Origin of the sequence: Streptomyces sp. SS7, from assembly GCF_037993025.1 — a bacterium.
GTDB lineage: Bacteria > Actinomycetota > Actinomycetes > Streptomycetales > Streptomycetaceae > Streptomyces.
Genome location: NZ_CP141223.1, coordinates 694,644 through 708,470, shown reverse-complemented (window position 1 = coordinate 708,470; position 13,827 = coordinate 694,644). Strand labels below are relative to the sequence as shown.

General features: G+C 74.2%; 13 protein-coding genes. 8 read left to right on the top strand and 5 right to left on the bottom strand.

Annotated elements, in window-relative coordinates; translation table 11 throughout:
* Positions 1-62: 62 nt before the first annotated feature.
* Genes U5640_RS03230 through U5640_RS03215 form a run of 4 tightly spaced genes read left to right on the top strand, consistent with a single transcriptional unit; the run spans position 63 to position 3,982 of the window.
* Positions 63-1,364, top strand: coding sequence for an alpha/beta fold hydrolase (locus U5640_RS03230; RefSeq protein ID WP_340374281.1), 1,302 nt, complete (start codon positions 63-65; stop codon positions 1,362-1,364).
* Between the two features lie 28 nt (positions 1,365-1,392).
* Positions 1,393-2,136, top strand: coding sequence for a PIG-L deacetylase family protein (locus tag U5640_RS03225; protein WP_340374280.1), 744 nt, complete (start codon positions 1,393-1,395; stop codon positions 2,134-2,136).
* A 34-nt stretch (positions 2,137-2,170) separates the two neighbouring features.
* Positions 2,171-3,103 (top strand): sigma-70 family RNA polymerase sigma factor, encoded by a 933-nt coding sequence (locus U5640_RS03220; protein WP_340374279.1) that lies wholly within the window; start codon positions 2,171-2,173, stop codon positions 3,101-3,103.
* A gap of 24 nt (positions 3,104-3,127) precedes the next feature.
* Positions 3,128-3,982, top strand: a complete 855-nt coding sequence (locus tag U5640_RS03215; RefSeq protein ID WP_340374278.1) for a pentapeptide repeat-containing protein — start codon at positions 3,128-3,130, stop codon at positions 3,980-3,982.
* Here the strand turns inward: U5640_RS03215 and U5640_RS03210 are convergent.
* Positions 3,944-5,473: a cytochrome P450 gene (locus tag U5640_RS03210; protein WP_340374277.1), complete on the bottom strand. Its 1,530-nt coding sequence runs from the start codon at positions 5,471-5,473 to the stop codon at positions 3,944-3,946. The two genes, U5640_RS03215 and U5640_RS03210, sit on opposite strands and share 39 nt — an antisense overlap.
* Before the next feature lie 117 nt (positions 5,474-5,590).
* On the opposite strand from U5640_RS03210, the gene U5640_RS03205 reads away from it, so the two are divergent.
* Positions 5,591-6,199, top strand: a complete 609-nt coding sequence (locus U5640_RS03205; protein WP_340374276.1) for a TetR/AcrR family transcriptional regulator — start codon at positions 5,591-5,593, stop codon at positions 6,197-6,199.
* A gap of 86 nt (positions 6,200-6,285) precedes the next feature.
* Positions 6,286-7,011 (top strand): DUF2470 domain-containing protein, encoded by a 726-nt coding sequence (locus U5640_RS03200; protein WP_340374275.1) that lies wholly within the window; start codon positions 6,286-6,288, stop codon positions 7,009-7,011.
* On the opposite strand, the gene U5640_RS03195 is transcribed toward U5640_RS03200, so the two are convergent.
* From U5640_RS03195 to U5640_RS03180, 4 genes are all read right to left on the bottom strand, one after another.
* Positions 6,979-8,241 (bottom strand): lactonase family protein, encoded by a 1,263-nt coding sequence (locus U5640_RS03195; protein ID WP_340374274.1) that lies wholly within the window; start codon positions 8,239-8,241, stop codon positions 6,979-6,981. The two genes, U5640_RS03200 and U5640_RS03195, sit on opposite strands and share 33 nt — an antisense overlap.
* 90 nt (positions 8,242-8,331) lie before the next feature.
* Entirely contained in the window at positions 8,332-9,393 is a 1,062-nt protein-coding gene (locus U5640_RS03190; RefSeq protein ID WP_340374273.1) for a hypothetical protein, read from the bottom strand.
* Positions 9,394-9,437: 44 nt separating this feature from the next.
* Complete coding sequence (locus U5640_RS03185; RefSeq protein ID WP_340374272.1) at positions 9,438-10,691, bottom strand: FUSC family protein; 1,254 nt, start codon at positions 10,689-10,691, stop codon at positions 9,438-9,440.
* A 223-nt stretch (positions 10,692-10,914) separates the two neighbouring features.
* Positions 10,915-11,409 carry an FBP domain-containing protein gene (locus U5640_RS03180; protein WP_340374271.1) on the bottom strand — a complete coding sequence of 165 codons (495 nt, stop codon included), beginning with the start codon at positions 11,407-11,409 and terminating at the stop codon, positions 10,915-10,917.
* An 89-nt stretch (positions 11,410-11,498) separates the two neighbouring features.
* On the opposite strand from U5640_RS03180, the gene U5640_RS03175 reads away from it, so the two are divergent.
* The gene (locus U5640_RS03175) at positions 11,499-12,434 is read left to right on the top strand and encodes a DUF3626 domain-containing protein (RefSeq protein WP_340374270.1); all 936 of its coding nucleotides are present in this window, start codon (positions 11,499-11,501) and stop codon (positions 12,432-12,434) included.
* Between the two features lie 73 nt (positions 12,435-12,507).
* Entirely contained in the window at positions 12,508-13,797 is a 1,290-nt protein-coding gene (locus U5640_RS03170) for an ROK family transcriptional regulator (RefSeq protein ID WP_340374269.1), read from the top strand.
* Positions 13,798-13,827 lie beyond the last annotated feature (30 nt).

Here is a 13,827-nt window from a genome sequence, read left to right as displayed (position 1 = left end):
CCGCCCGGACATGTGCTCAACTGGGACGCGGCCCGTACACCGAGCGTCCCAGGAGACCCCTGTTGCCCCTCAGCTACCGCCAGCCCGGCGTCGTACTCACCGACCGCCGTTTCACCGTCCCGCTCGACCACGCCGACCCGGCGGGGGAGACGATCGAGCTGTACGCCCGTGAGGCCGTCGCGAGCGAGAAGGCCGGCCAGGACCTGCCCTGGCTGCTCTACCTCCAGGGCGGCCCCGGATTCGGCGCCAACCGTTTCGTCGGCAGACCGGCCTGGCTCGGCCGCGCCCTCAAGGAGTACCGCGTCCTCCTGCTGGACCAGCGGGGCACCGGCGCCTCCACACCCGCCAACCGCCAGACCCTCCCGCTGCGCGGCGGTCCGGCCGCCCAGGCCGACTACCTCACGCACTTCCGCGCCGACTCGATCGTCCGCGACTGCGAGGCCGTCCGCCGCGAGGTCACCGGCGGTGCCCCCTGGACCGTCCTCGGCCAGAGCTTCGGCGGCTTCTGCACGGTCAGCTATCTCTCCCTCGCCCCCGAGGGCCTGGCCGCCGCCCTGATCACCGGTGGTCTGCCCGCCCTGGACGCCCACGCCGACGACGTCTACCGCGCCGCCTACCCGCGCATGGAGCGCAAGAACGCCGCGCACTACGCCCGCTACCCGCAGGACGTCGAGCGGGTCCGCCGGATCGCCGACCACCTCCTCCAGCACGAGGTCACCCTCCCCGGCGGCCACCTGCTGACGGTGGAGGCGTTCCAGACCCTCGGCATCCTGCTCGGCACCGGTGACGGCAGCCACCGGCTGCACCACCTCCTCGAGGACACCTTCGTCCCCACCCCGCAGGGCCCCGCGCTCTCCGACGCCTTCCAGGAGCAGCTCCGCGGCCAGCTCTCCTTCGCCGGGCATCCCCTCTACGCCCTCGTCCATGAGGCGATCTACGGCCAGGACGCCCGCCCCACCGCCTGGTCGGCGGAGCGGGTGCGCGCCGAGTTCCCGCAGTTCGACGCCGCGAAGACGCTCACCGGCGACGGACCGCTGCTGCTCACCGGCGAAACGATCCACCCCTGGATGTTCGACACCGACCCCGCGCTGCGTCCGCTGCGGGAGACCGCCGACCTCCTCGCCGCCCGCACCGACTGGACGCCCCTCTACGACCCCGCCCGCCTCGCCGTCAACGAGGTCCCGGTGGCGGCCGCGATCTACCACGACGACCTGTACGTCGACACCGCCCACTCCCTGCGCACCGCCCGCGCGATCCGCGGGCTGCGCACCTGGGTCACCGACGAGTTCGAGCACGACGGCGTCCGGGCCGGCGGCCCCCGCGTCCTGGACCGGCTGCTGGCCCTCGTCCGTGACGAAGCGTGATGTCGGTGTCACCGATTAGTCTTCGGGCATGACCGTGCCGACGATCCCCCAGCTCCAGCCCATGCCCGAGGACTGGCGGCGGGCCCTGGCCGTCGTGGCGCACCCGGACGACCTGGAGTACGGCTGCTCGGCGGCCGTCGCCGCCTGGACCGACGCCGGCCGCGAGATCGCCTACGTCCTGGCGACCCGCGGCGAGGCGGGCATCGACACCATCGCGCCCGCCGAGTGCGGCCCGCTGCGGGAGCGGGAGCAGCGGGCGAGCGCGGCCGTCGTGGGCGTCACCGCCGTGGAGTTCCTCGACCACCACGACGGAGTGATCGAGTACGGCCCGGCCCTGCGCCGCGACATCGCCGCCGCGATCCGCAGACACCGCCCCGAGCTGGTCATCACCCTCAACCACCGGGACACCTGGGGCGGCGTCGCCTGGAACACGCCCGACCATGTCGCGGTGGGCCGGGCCACGCTGGACGCCGCCGCGGACGCCGGCAACCGCTGGATCTTCCCCGAGCTGGCCGAACAGGGACTCGACCCCTGGAACGGCGTGCGCTGGGTCGCGGTCGCCGGCTCCGCCACGCCCACCCACGCCGTGGACGCCTCGGCGGGCCTGGAGCGGGCGGTGAGCTCGCTGCTCGAACACCGCGCCTACCTGGAGGCCCTCACCGACGACGACCCGGAGACGTATGTACGGAACTTCCTGACCGGGGTGGCGCACTCCGTCGGGGAGCGCTTCGGCGGCCGCCCCGCGGTCGCCTTCGAACTGTTCAACCGCTAGTGCCGTGAGACCGACGCCCAGGGGGAGTGGCGCCATGACCGACACCGATGTCCTCGCACAACGCTTCGAGGAGCACCGCGCCCATCTCAAGGCCGTCGCCTACCGCATGCTCGGCTCGCTCGCCGAGGCCGAGGACGCGGTGCAGGAGGCCTGGCTCAGACTCGCCCGCAGCGACGTCCACGAGGTGCGCAACCTGGGCGGCTGGCTGACCACCGTGACCGGCCGGGTCTGTCTGGACCTGCTGCGCTCGCGCGCCGCCCGCCGTGAACTGCCGATGGACGAAGGACACCTCCCCGAGGGGACCGCGGGGGCCGCGGGGTACGCCGCCTTCGTCCCCGACCCGGTGATCGCGCCCCTGTCCCGGACCGACCCCGAGCAGGAGGTTCTCCGGGCCGACGAGGTCGGTCTCGCCCTGTTGATCGTGCTGGAGACCCTGGACCCCGACGAGCGGCTCGCGTTCGTGCTGCACGACATGTTCGCCGTGCCCTTCGACGACATCGCGCCGATCGTCGAGCGCACCCCGGCCGCGACCCGGCAGCTCGCCAGCCGGGCCCGCCGCCGGGTCCAGGGGGCCGCACCGACGGCGGAGCCGGACCTCGGCCGGCAGCGCGAGGTGGTCTCCGCGTTCCTGGCCGCCGCCCGCGCCGGGGACTTCGAGGCGCTGGTCTCCGTCCTCCATCCCGATGTGGTGCTGCGGGCCGACTCCGGGGCGCTGGTGCGCGGCGCGGCGGCCTCCAAGATCGTGCAGGGTGCCAAGGCGGTGGCCGAACAGGCCATCCTCTTCCGGCAGTTCGCGCCGGCCGGGCGGCTGGCGCTGGTGGGCGGTGCGGTCGGCATCCTCAACGGGCCCGAGGGCGAGGTGCGTTCGGTCATGGGCATCACCGTCGCCGACGGCCGGATCGTCGGCCTGCACATCCTGGCCGACCCGGAGCGGGTGGCCGCCCTGGAGGTGCCGGACGGCGTGTGAGCGCAGATCAGTAGGGTGGAGGGCATGCACGAGAAGACGCGAGACAGGACGGGGGACAGGACGGTGGACCGGGACGGACTGCGCGGCGACTGCGCGAACTGCTTCGGCCTGTGCTGCGTGGCGCTGCCCTTCGCCCGCTCGGCCGACTTCGCGCTGGACAAGCCCGCGGGGCGGCCCTGCCTCCACCTGGCGGCGGACCACCGCTGCGGTATCCACGACCGGCTGCGGCAGAAGGGCTTCACCGGCTGCACGGTCTACGACTGCTTCGGCGCCGGCCAGAAGGTCTCCCAGGTGACCTTCGGCGGGCAGGACTGGCGGGGCGCCCCGGCCGAGCACGCCCGGGCGGTGTTCGAGGTGTTCCCGGTGGTCCGCCAGCTCCATGAGCTGCTCTGGTACCTCACCGAGGCACTCGGCCTGCCCGCCGCCCGCCCGGTCCACCCGGAGCTGCGCCGGGCCCTGGAGCGGACCGAGGCGCTCACCCGGGGAACCCCCGGGGAACTGGCCGCCCTGGACGTCCCGGCCCACCGCGCGGAGGTCAACGTCCTGCTGCTGAAAACCAGCGAACTGGCCCGCGCCGGCGTCCGCGGCCGCGGGAAGGACCGCCGGGGCGCCGATCTGATGGGCGCCCGCCTCAAGGGCGCCGATCTGCACGGGGCGAACCTGCGCGGGGCCTGTCTGATCGCCGCCGACCTCACCGGCGCCGATCTGCGCGGCGCGGACCTGATCGGGGCCGACCTGCGGGACACCGATCTCACCGACGCCGACCTGACCGGCGCCTTCTTCCTCACCCAGCCCCAGGTGACCGCGGCCCGGGGCGGCGCCGGCACCCGGCTGCCGGGCTCAGTCACCCGCCCGCTGCACTGGACAGCGGGGAGCTGAGACATCCTGCTCCGGAGCCGGCACCGCCGCCGGCTCCTGCGGTGCCGCGGCCGCCGTACGCCGCTCCAGGCCCATCCGCAGCCCCTCCGGCATCAGCGTCAGCCGTTCCGTGACCCGCAGCCGGTACGCCGGGTCGGGGCGCAGGTCGTAGCGGCGCAGGAGGAGGCCGAGGACGAGGGTGGCCTCGTGCAGGGCGAACTGCCGGCCGATGCAGGCGCGGGCTCCCGTGCCGAACGGTTTGAAGGTGTGCGGGGCGCGCCCCCGGACGGCCGCGGCGTCGAAGCGGTCCGGGTCGAAGCGCTCGGCGTCCTCGCCCCACACCTCGGGGTCCCGGTGCAGCATCGCCGTCAGGATCAGCGCCCAGGCGCCCCGCCGCATCGGGTGCTCCCCGCCCAGCACCGTGTCCTCGCGGGCCTCCCGGGCGAATCCGGGCGCCGTCGGCCACAGCCGCAGCGCCTCGTCGAGGACGCGGCGCACGTACCGCAGCTTCGCCACCTGGTCGTACCCCGGCATCTGCGTCCCGCCCCACACCCGGTCCACCTCGGCCCGGGCCCGGGCGGCGATGCGCGGGTTCAGGGAGAGGTAGTGCAGGGCGAAGGAGAGCGCGCCGGAGGTGGTCTCGTGGCCCGCCACGAGGAAGGTGATGACCTGCCGCCGTACGTTCTCGTCGGACAGCCGCTCACCGGTCACGGGGTGCGTGGTGTCGAGCATCCGGTCGAGCAGGTCCCCCTGCCCGCCGCCTCCCGCGCGCCGCTGCCGCACCAGCGCGTCGACGGTACGGTCCAGGTGGGCGATGTGGGCCTCGTTCTGCCGGGCGGCGCCCTTCGACAGCCCCGGGAACGGCAGGGTGTTGAGTCGCTGGGCGTAGGTGAGGGTGCCGACCATCGCGGTCACGAAGGGATGCGGGCGGTCCCGCTCGAACGAGCCGAAGTCGTGCCCGAACCCGGTGCGCGCGATCGTCTCCAGGGTCAGCTTGGTCATGTCCCCGGGCACGTCGACCGCTCGTCCGGCGGCGGCCTCCCGGTCCCAGCGGGCGGTGAGCCGCTCGGCCACGTCCAGCATCATCGGGTGGTAGGCCGCCATGGCCTCCCGGCTGAACCCGGGCGCCAGGACGTCGTGCGCGAGCTGCCAGTTCGGCTCGTGGTTGTACGCCGTGAACAGCGCGTCCCCGACCACCGGCCGCAGGTTGGCGATGCCCAGCCCCACGTGTTTGGCGAACCGCGTCTCGTCCGCCAGGTCGGCGGCCAGCTCCGCGCCCCCCACGAACACGAACTCCCGGCCGAACGCCTTGCGCCGGAAGATCGGGCCGAGCTGCCGGGCGTAGCGCACGGAGTCCTGCAGGGGAGTGTGCCGGCTGGCGCCGAGGAGGTCGCCGAGCAGCGGGATCCGGTACGGGGGATGCGGAATGCGCCGCAGCGCGGGCCAGCCCAGCTCCGCGCTGCGGAACCCCTTGGGCAGGACGTCCCCGGTCGTCGACACCGTCTCCGCCATGACGCGCTCTCCCTCGATCTCCCTTTGACCAGCGGCAGGTTGGAGCTGTTGTACGTGGGTTCAATAGCGCGTCCAGTCTGGTCCCGTCGTTGAACCGGCGTCAAGTAAGGTGCGGGCATGGCCGCGAACCCCGAGGAGCGCACCCGGCGTCGACTCAGCACCGAGGAGCGCAGGGAGCAACTCCTGTCGGTGGGCGCGTGCCTGTTCTCGGAGAGTCCTTACGACGAGGTCCGCATCGAGCGGGTCGCCGGGATCGCCGGGGTCTCGCGCGGGCTGCTCTACCACTACTTCCCGACCAAGCGGGACTTCTTCGCGGCGGTCGTCGAGTGCGAGAGCGAGCGGATGCTGCGGATGACCGCGGCGGTGCCGGGCATCCCGGTCCGTGAGCAGCTCACCGCGGGCCTCGACACGTATCTGGAGTACGTCGAGACCCACGCGCACGGCTACCGCGCCTTCCACCGTGCGGACGCGGCGGGTGACCGGACCGTGCGCCGGGTCTACCGGCGGGCCCTCGCCGCGCAGGAGGAGCAGATCCTCGCCGCCCTCGGTGCCGACCCCGAGTTCGGTCCGCTCTTCGAGCAGTGCGCCGAGGTGCGGCTGGCGGTGCGCGGCTGGCTGGCGTTCACCACGGCCGTCTGCCTGGAGTGGCTGCGGGGGGCGGATCTGACGCGGGAGCAGGTGCGGGACCTGTGTGCGCGGGCGCTGCTCGGGGTCCTCGCGCGCTGACGCGGGGCACGAAAGGTCACCGGTGCCGGTTGGCGCACGGCCCGAACTCCGATAGCTTAGGCAAGGCTTACCTAAGGAGGTCTGGGATGGGTGACAGCCATTGCTGGACGGCGGTGCCCGGTGCGGCCGAGCGGGCCCGGTCGGTGCTGGCCGCCGCATGGTCCTGCGCGGTGACCGCCGACGGCGGACGCGAGGAGTTCCTCGGCGCACACACCGTCGACGACGACGGCCGGGTGCGCCTCCATGTGCCCGACGACAGCTCCCTGCGCACGGCCGCCCTCTGCGCGCCCCGCGGCGAGCCGTCCGCCGTCCTGGAGTTCGCCGACGTGGCGCCCGTGCCCGTGCGCCACCGCATCCGGGGCCGGCTCTGGCTCGCCGGCTGGTTCGCCCCCGAGGACGACCACCTCGTCTTCCGCGCCACCCGGGTCGTCCTGAAACAGGCCGGGGGAGCGATCGTCGTCGACCGCGACGAGTTCGCCGACGCCCGCCCCGACCCCCTCGCCGCCGCCGAGGCCCAGCTGCTCACCCACCTCGCCGACGCCCACCCCGACGCCGTCGAGCGGCTCACCCGCCTGGTGCGGCACGAGAGCCTGCACGGTGCCGTACGGGTCCAGCCGCTCGCCGTCGACCGGCACGGACTGACGCTCCGCATCGAACGGGCCCGCGCCCACGGTGACGTACGCCTGCCCTTCCACGCGCCCGCCGACGACGTCGGCCGGCTCACCGAGCGGATGCACGACCTGCTCACCCGGGCGAGCGCCGCGTCCTGCCCGCGCCCCCTACAGCGGCAGCGCACAGACGGCGACGGGTGACGCGAACGGCTCGCCCGTGAGCCGCAGTCGGCCGCTGCCGGCGTCCACCTCGAAGACACTGACCGTGCCGGAGCGCTGGTTCGCCGCGAACAGCAGTCCGCCGTCCGGCGAGAGGGCGATCTGCCGCGGGAAGTCCCCGTGCACCGGGACCGTGCCGAGCAGCCGCAGCCGGGCCCCGTCCGCCTCCACCGCGTACCGGGCGAGGGTGTTGTCGCCCCGGTTGGCCAGGAACGCGTACGCCCCGTCCGGCGTGACCGCGAACTGCGCCGGATAGTTGGGGCCGGACTTCGCGCCCGTCGACTGCGGTGCGCCGATCGTCAGCCGCCCGCCGTCGGCGTCGTAGGCGCAGACCGCGACCGTGTCGTCGCCCTCGTCGGCGAGGTAGGCGTACCGGCCGCCGGGATGGAAGGTGAGGTGGCGCGGTCCCGCGCCCGGCCGGGTGTGCGCCTGCGCGACCTCGGTGAGCGTGCCCTCGCGCTCGTCGAGACGGTAGCTGTACACCGTGTCCGTGCCGAGGTCCACGGCCAGCACGTGCCCGCCGTCCGGAGCCGTCAGGAACTGGTGGGCGTGCGGCCCCCGCTGCCCGGGCCCGGGCGCCGGACGCGTGTGGGTGACCCGGGCGGTGCGCTCGCCCAGTGCCCCCGAGGACCCGATCGGGTGCACGGTCACACTGCCGGAGCCGTAGTCGGCGCTCAGCAGCCACCGCCCGCTCGGATGCACCGAGAGATGACACGGGTGCGCCCCGCCCGTCGCCCGGCTCCCCAGCACCGCGCGGTCGGCCGGCCGTACGGCGGTCACCGTGCCCTTCGCCCGCTCGTCCACCGCGTACAGCGTGCCGCCGTCCGGGTGGATCGCCAGGTACGACGGGTCGGGGACGCCGGTGACGGTGCCCCGGGCGGTGATCCGGCCCGAGGACGGGTCGTACGAGGCGACACCGATGCCCCTGCCGCCGCCCTCGGCGGAGGTGTAGGTGCCCAGATAGAGCGGCCGCGGCCCGGACGGGCTCGGCGCGGGCTCGGCCGAGGCGGAGGCGGCGGACGGCGACGCCTGCGGCGACCGCGGGGCCGTCGCGGCCTCCTGGGGCTCCCGCGCCTCCCGCGCCGCCCCGGACGAGCCGTCGCCGTCACCGCCGCAGCCCGCCACGGCCGGCGCCACCGCCGCGCCGCCGAGCACCGCGACGAACCGCCGCCTGCTCCAGCCGCCGCGCGCCCCTGCCGTCCCACTGCCCATCGTGCGCACCTCAGGTCGTCCCGCGCCCCCGTCGTCCCCAGCACCTTGACGCGGAACGCCCCTCGAACGCAAAAGCGGGACCCGCCCCGGCTACCAGTCGCCGTCCTGCACCGGCGCCCCCGGTGCGTCCTTGAGCGGGTGTACCTGGCCGGGCGCCGGCTGCTGCCAGGGGTCCAGGTCGTCGCCGAGCCACCCGCCGACCGGCTCGACCCCGGACAGGGCGTCGCCCGGCGGGAGGTCCTGCGCACCCTCGTCGTAGTAGTCGAACCACGGCAGGCCCGCCTTGGTGTACGCGGCGCGGTCCACCGGGGAGGGCGGGGGCTCCTCGCCGGTGATGCGCCGCCACTCCGGCGGGGTGACCAGGTGCACGAAGACCCGCGCGCCGGGTTCGCGGGTGTAGTCCGCGACCGGGCGGGTGTCCCGGTACACCTCCTGCCGCATCGAACCGCCCACGCCCAGCCCCATCGCGGCGGCGCGCGGCCGGGGCGCCCCGCCCGGCGCGGGCGCGGCGGCCGCCATGGGCATCGGCGCCTGCGGGGGCATCGCCCCGGGGGCCGCGCCGTACCCGCCCCCGACGGACCGCACGCTCCGCGTCTCCATCGAGAGGACCCGCTGCGCCTCCTCCCACTCCGCGCGCTTCTCCTCGGTCAGCGGGAAGGACTGGAGCTGCACCCCGCCCCACACCTCCTCGCCGGTGACCTGGCCCTCCACGGTCGCGCCCAGGCCGAGCGGCACCGCCACGAACTGGCGGACCGTGCCCTTGCCGGAGTTGATGCCGTCCAGCCAGGGCTGACGCGGCAGCGCCAGGTAGTTCTGCGGGTCCTGGGAGAGCCGGTCGCTCCACGGCTTGCCGGAGACCGCGCACACCTTGCCCGCCCCGACCTGGAGCGCCGCCGGCCGGGTGGAGCCCGCGAAGCCCAGCCACATCGCCTCGCGGAGATACACCGGCAGCATCACGCCACCGCGCGCCAGCCACTCGGCGGGCACGGTGTCGGGGTGGTCCGCGACCCGGCGGAGCGGGAACGTCCCCAGCCCGGGCGGCAGCTCGTGCTCACCGCTCTCCGGCAGTCGCAGGGTCCGCATGAACCGCACGGCCACCCCGCCCGGCAGCCTCAGTGTGTCCCCGTCGATCCGTACGGTGGTGCCGGCCACAGGCGTGCTCCCTCCTTCGGCGCCGGCCCCGTCCCGGCGCTCCCTCAGAGAGAACGCCCGCCGATCCCCGTGCGGTTCCGCCACAGTTCGTCCTGGATGCCGAGGCGCTCGCGCAGCCGGGTCAGCCGTGGCATCCGCGCCCGCTGCTCGGCGGAGACCCGGTCCAGTTCCTCCAGGAGCCGGCGCGAGCGGTGCTCGGTGTCGAGCTCGTCGAGCATCCGGTTCACCTCGGTGAGCAGGGCGCCGTGCAGCTGCCACTGCCGGGCGTCGTGCTGGAGCCGCTCCAGCAGCAGCTGGGCGAGCTTGTCACGGGTGGCCGCGGCCTGCCGCAGCTCCGCGGTGAGCCGGGCCTCGGCGGCGTCCGCGTTGAGGCTGACATGCGTGGTGACCAGTACCGCGAAGCTGACCACCGCGTCGGCGATCTCCGACAGCAGCCGCTCGACGACCTCGCCGGTCTCCTCCGGGAACAGCGGATCGGGTTCGCGCTCCTTGGCGAGGTCGGTCAAGGTGCGCGCCAGGACCCGCAGGACGACCGTGCAGATCTCCAGGGTGTCCAGACCGGTGCGCAGCACCACCCGGTGCAGCAGGCCCTCCCGGACCCGCGGATTGAGCCGCAGACTGTCCTCGGCCTGCCGCAGTGCCGCGTCCACCTCCACGATGTCGTGGTCGAGCCGGCGCGCCTCGTGCAGCCGGGCGGCCGCCTCCTCGAACGCCGGGCGGCCGGCCGCCTCCTCGCCGACCCGCAGCATGAGCCGCCGCAGCCGGCGGGCCAGTCCCTCGATCGAATCGCCCGCCTCCTCGATCCACACCGGGGGCGGCAGCAGCAGATTGATGGCGAGGCCGACGACCGCGCCGATCAGGGTCTCCACGATCCGCGCCCAGGCGGTGTCGCCGACGGTGGTCACGCCCAGCACCAGCATGGCGCTGATCGCCACCTCCGGCACGTACTCGTGGACCCGGACCAGGTTCCCGACCGCGAGCGAGGCGACGATCAGCAGCGCGAGGCTCCACCAGGTCAGGCCGACCAGCTGGCTGAAGGCGATGGCGACCAGGACGCCCGCGACCACCGAGTTGACCCGCCGGATGCTGTTGGTGAGCGTGGCGAACAGAGTGACCTGGACGACCAGCAGTGCGGTCAGGGGCGCGGTGAGGGGAGCCGCCTCGGGGCTGAGCCGCAGGGCGACGACGTACGCGATCGTCGCCGCCGCGGCGGAGCGGAACGCCTGGACCACCGCGGGTTCCCGATGACGCCGCAGGAACCGTACGAACGGCGTCGCTCGCTGACTTACCTCTCGCATTCCCGGACCAGTTCCCCTTCCCCACGGTGCTCGAACGTTCCTTCTGTCTCCAGGGTGCCGTCGGGAACGGGTGCGGGGAATCCCCCGTCTCACTCCTCGAATCATCCGCACCCCTGGACGGCGGTCGGCAGATGGTTTCCACGGGTGCGACGGGGCGACGCAGGTCTTCGTCCTCAGGGACCGGGGGTTCCGCCATCCGGTCGAGGAGGGTCCTCGCGCGCCGTCACGTGTACAGCTGGTCGAGGAAGGCCGACAGGCGGCCCGTCGTGCGGGCGATCTGCTCGTCCAGGGTGAGGGTCTCCTCCAGCCGGCCGCCCGACGCCGGGACCTTCCTGCCCCGCAGGTACAGGGAGCAGGCCAGGTCGGCGCAGAGGTACAGGCCGACCGAGTTGCCCTCGCGGCCGGCCGCGCCCGCCTTGCGGGCCGTCATCAGGGAGACCCCGCCACCGGGGTGCGTGGTCAGACACAGCGAGCACATGCTGCGGTGCGGCAGCCCCCGCCGCGAGGACGGCAGACGCAGGGTCACACCGACGAGTTCGCCCTGCCGCTCGGCCACCAGACAACTCCGATCGGGCGCCCCCGGATCGCGCCACCCCAGGAAGTCCAGCGCGGCCCAGGGAAGTTGATCGAGCTCACGGGGCACGTACAGCCGTCTGGCCTCTCCCTTGGAGCAATTGACGAACGAACTGCGAATGTCGCTTTCGGTGAGTGCCCGCATGGGGGAGCCTCCTGTGAGTGCAGTGCCCGGTCATAACCTAGGACCTCTAGGTTGTGTCCTAGGATAAATAGCCCTGTCAGGGAGAGCCAGTGGATTTGCCGCACGTCCCTCCGTCCTCGCGCGCCCGGACCGCCCTGCGGCATGTCGCAGCCCGCTCCACGGGTCCCGCCCTCGCTCCGGACCTGCGGATCACGCTGAACTTCCATCCGGACCGGGAGGCGGGCGGGCTGCCGATCCTCGCCGCGCTCGCCCGCGACGGCGCCTATCACTCGCAGTTCGTCACCGGCACGAGCAACGGCGGCCTCACCGCCCACCCCGGCGGGGACCGGTGGTGCTGGGAGAGCCGGATCTTCGGCGGGGCCTACGACGACGCGGACCCGCACGAGCGACCCGTGTACGGCGGACTCGACTTCCGGCGCCAAGTCGTCGGCGCCGCACCGAGGTTCGGCTCCTCGCACCTGCGGCTGCGCCCGGCGGCGCTCACCCGTGCCACCTTCTGCTACCCCGACAGCGCGGCCGAGCCCGCGGCCTTCGGTGTCGCTGCGGCCATGCCCCTGATCGCCCTGGCGGAGTCCGACGAGCGGGACGCCCTCAACGACTACGTCGAGGCCCATGTGCACGGGGGCGTCGATCTCGCCCGGGACGTCGAGGCCCTGGTCCTGGATCCGAGTTACCGCGGCACCCCGGTCGAGGAGGCGGCCGGTGCCCTGCCCTGTCCGGTCGAGTGGCACCCCGGCTACCGCATCACCGTCGCCGAGCTGTACCGCAACGCCGCATACCGGGGCCGTGCGTACGCCGAGCTGGGCGCGCGGATCGCCGACGGCGCGATGGTCGACCCGCGCGTGATCGGTGACGCCGTCCGCGAGGGGCGGGCCGACCCGCAGGACCTCAAGATGGTCTGGCACACCCTCGCCCGCTTCGGCGCACCCCGGGGTGCGGGCACGGCCGAGAGAACTGAGGGCGCGGTCGCCCGTCATCGGGTCGACCTCGAGCGCCGCCCCCCCTTGTCTCGCATCGTGAACTAAGGGGTGGAGGAAGTCGCGCCCGGTCCGTCCCCGAGGGTATGTTGCGGGACGGGCAGGGTGCGAGAGGAGCGTCATGACGGAGCGGAACGGGCGTACGGTACGCGATCTCAGACGGGCCAACCGCACGGCCGTCCTGCAGCGGCTCTACTTCGACGGCCCCCTCAGCCGCTTCGAGCTGGGCCCGGCCACCGGGCTCAGCTCCGGCTCCGTCAGCAACGTCGTCGCCGATCTGGTCGCCGACGGACTGGTCGAGGAGGCCGGCAGCGTCGACTCCGACGGCGGCCGCCCCCGCATCCTGCTGCGCGTGGCCCCCGACAGCGGACACATGATCGGCGTGGACGTCGGCGAGACCCGGGTGCGGATCGAGCTGTTCGACCTCACCCTCACCGAACTCGCCCGCGCGGACCGCCCGTTGGAGCAGCGGCGGTACGAGGTCGAGGGCATCGTCGGTCACGTCCGGGACGGCGTCGCCGAGGTGCTGGCGACGGCAGGACTCGCCCCCGAACGGCTCCTGGGCGTCGGCATCGGCGTCCCCGGCATCGTCGAGCACACCCCCGGGAACGGCGCCGTCGTCCACGGGCAGACGATCGGCTGGGACGCCGTACCGCTGGAGGCGCTGCTGCGCGAGGGCTCCCCGCTGCCCGACACCGTCCCGTACTTCATCGACAACGGTGCGCGGACCCTCGGCCAGGCCGAGATGTGGTTCGGCGCCGGACGCGGTGCCCGCAACGCCGTCGTGGTCCTCTTCGGTTCCGGCGTCGGCGCCAGCCTCGTCACCCCCGAGGCGGACCAGGGCCGGGCCCTCGAATGGGGGCATCTGACGGTCCGGGTCCGGGGCCGTCGCTGCCGCTGCGGCGCCCTCGGCTGTCTGGAGGCGTACGCGGGCGCCGAGGCGCTCCTGGACCGCTGGCGCGAGGAAGGGGGCCGGCCGCCCGCCGACGGCGACGAGGAGGGCGCGCTCGCCGCGATGCTCGCCGCCGCCCACCCGGAGGACGGCACCGAGGGCGACCCGGCCGCCCGCGCCGTCCTGGAGGAGACCGCCGAGTACGTGGGCGCCGGCCTCTCCGACCTGATCAATCTCTTCCGGCCCGAGCGCATCCTCGTCGGAGGGTGGGCGGGCCTCCAGCTCGGCGCCCGCCTGCTGCCCGCCGTACGCCGTCACGCCGCCGCCTACGCCCTCGGCCACCCCGCCCGCAGGGTCACCGTCGACCTCGGCAGGCTCGGCCCCGACGCGGTCACCGTGGGCGCGGCGATCCTGCCCCTCGCGGACTTCTTCGCGCACGGCGGCCGCCGCCCCGACCCCCGGCCCGCCCTGCCCCGGCCGGCCTGGCACACGGCCCTGGAGGAGCGCACCCCGCACTGAGGTTTGACCGCCCGCTGCCGAGGTACCCGC

Coding starts and splice junctions, on each gene's coding strand:
- U5640_RS03180 (WP_340374271.1), bottom strand. CDS start 11,409: ATGCGGGCACTCACCGAAAGCGACATTCGCAGTTCGTTCGTCAATTGC.
- U5640_RS03170 (WP_340374269.1), top strand. CDS start 12,508: ATGACGGAGCGGAACGGGCGTACGGTACGCGATCTCAGACGGGCCAAC.
- U5640_RS03215 (WP_340374278.1), top strand. CDS start 3,128: ATGCACGAGAAGACGCGAGACAGGACGGGGGACAGGACGGTGGACCGG.
- U5640_RS03195 (WP_340374274.1), bottom strand. CDS start 8,241: ATGGGCAGTGGGACGGCAGGGGCGCGCGGCGGCTGGAGCAGGCGGCGG.
- U5640_RS03205 (WP_340374276.1), top strand. CDS start 5,591: ATGGCCGCGAACCCCGAGGAGCGCACCCGGCGTCGACTCAGCACCGAG.
- U5640_RS03210 (WP_340374277.1), bottom strand. CDS start 5,473: ATGGCGGAGACGGTGTCGACGACCGGGGACGTCCTGCCCAAGGGGTTC.
- U5640_RS03200 (WP_340374275.1), top strand. CDS start 6,286: ATGGGTGACAGCCATTGCTGGACGGCGGTGCCCGGTGCGGCCGAGCGG.
- U5640_RS03185 (WP_340374272.1), bottom strand. CDS start 10,691: ATGCGAGAGGTAAGTCAGCGAGCGACGCCGTTCGTACGGTTCCTGCGG.
- U5640_RS03225 (WP_340374280.1), top strand. CDS start 1,393: ATGACCGTGCCGACGATCCCCCAGCTCCAGCCCATGCCCGAGGACTGG.
- U5640_RS03220 (WP_340374279.1), top strand. CDS start 2,171: ATGACCGACACCGATGTCCTCGCACAACGCTTCGAGGAGCACCGCGCC.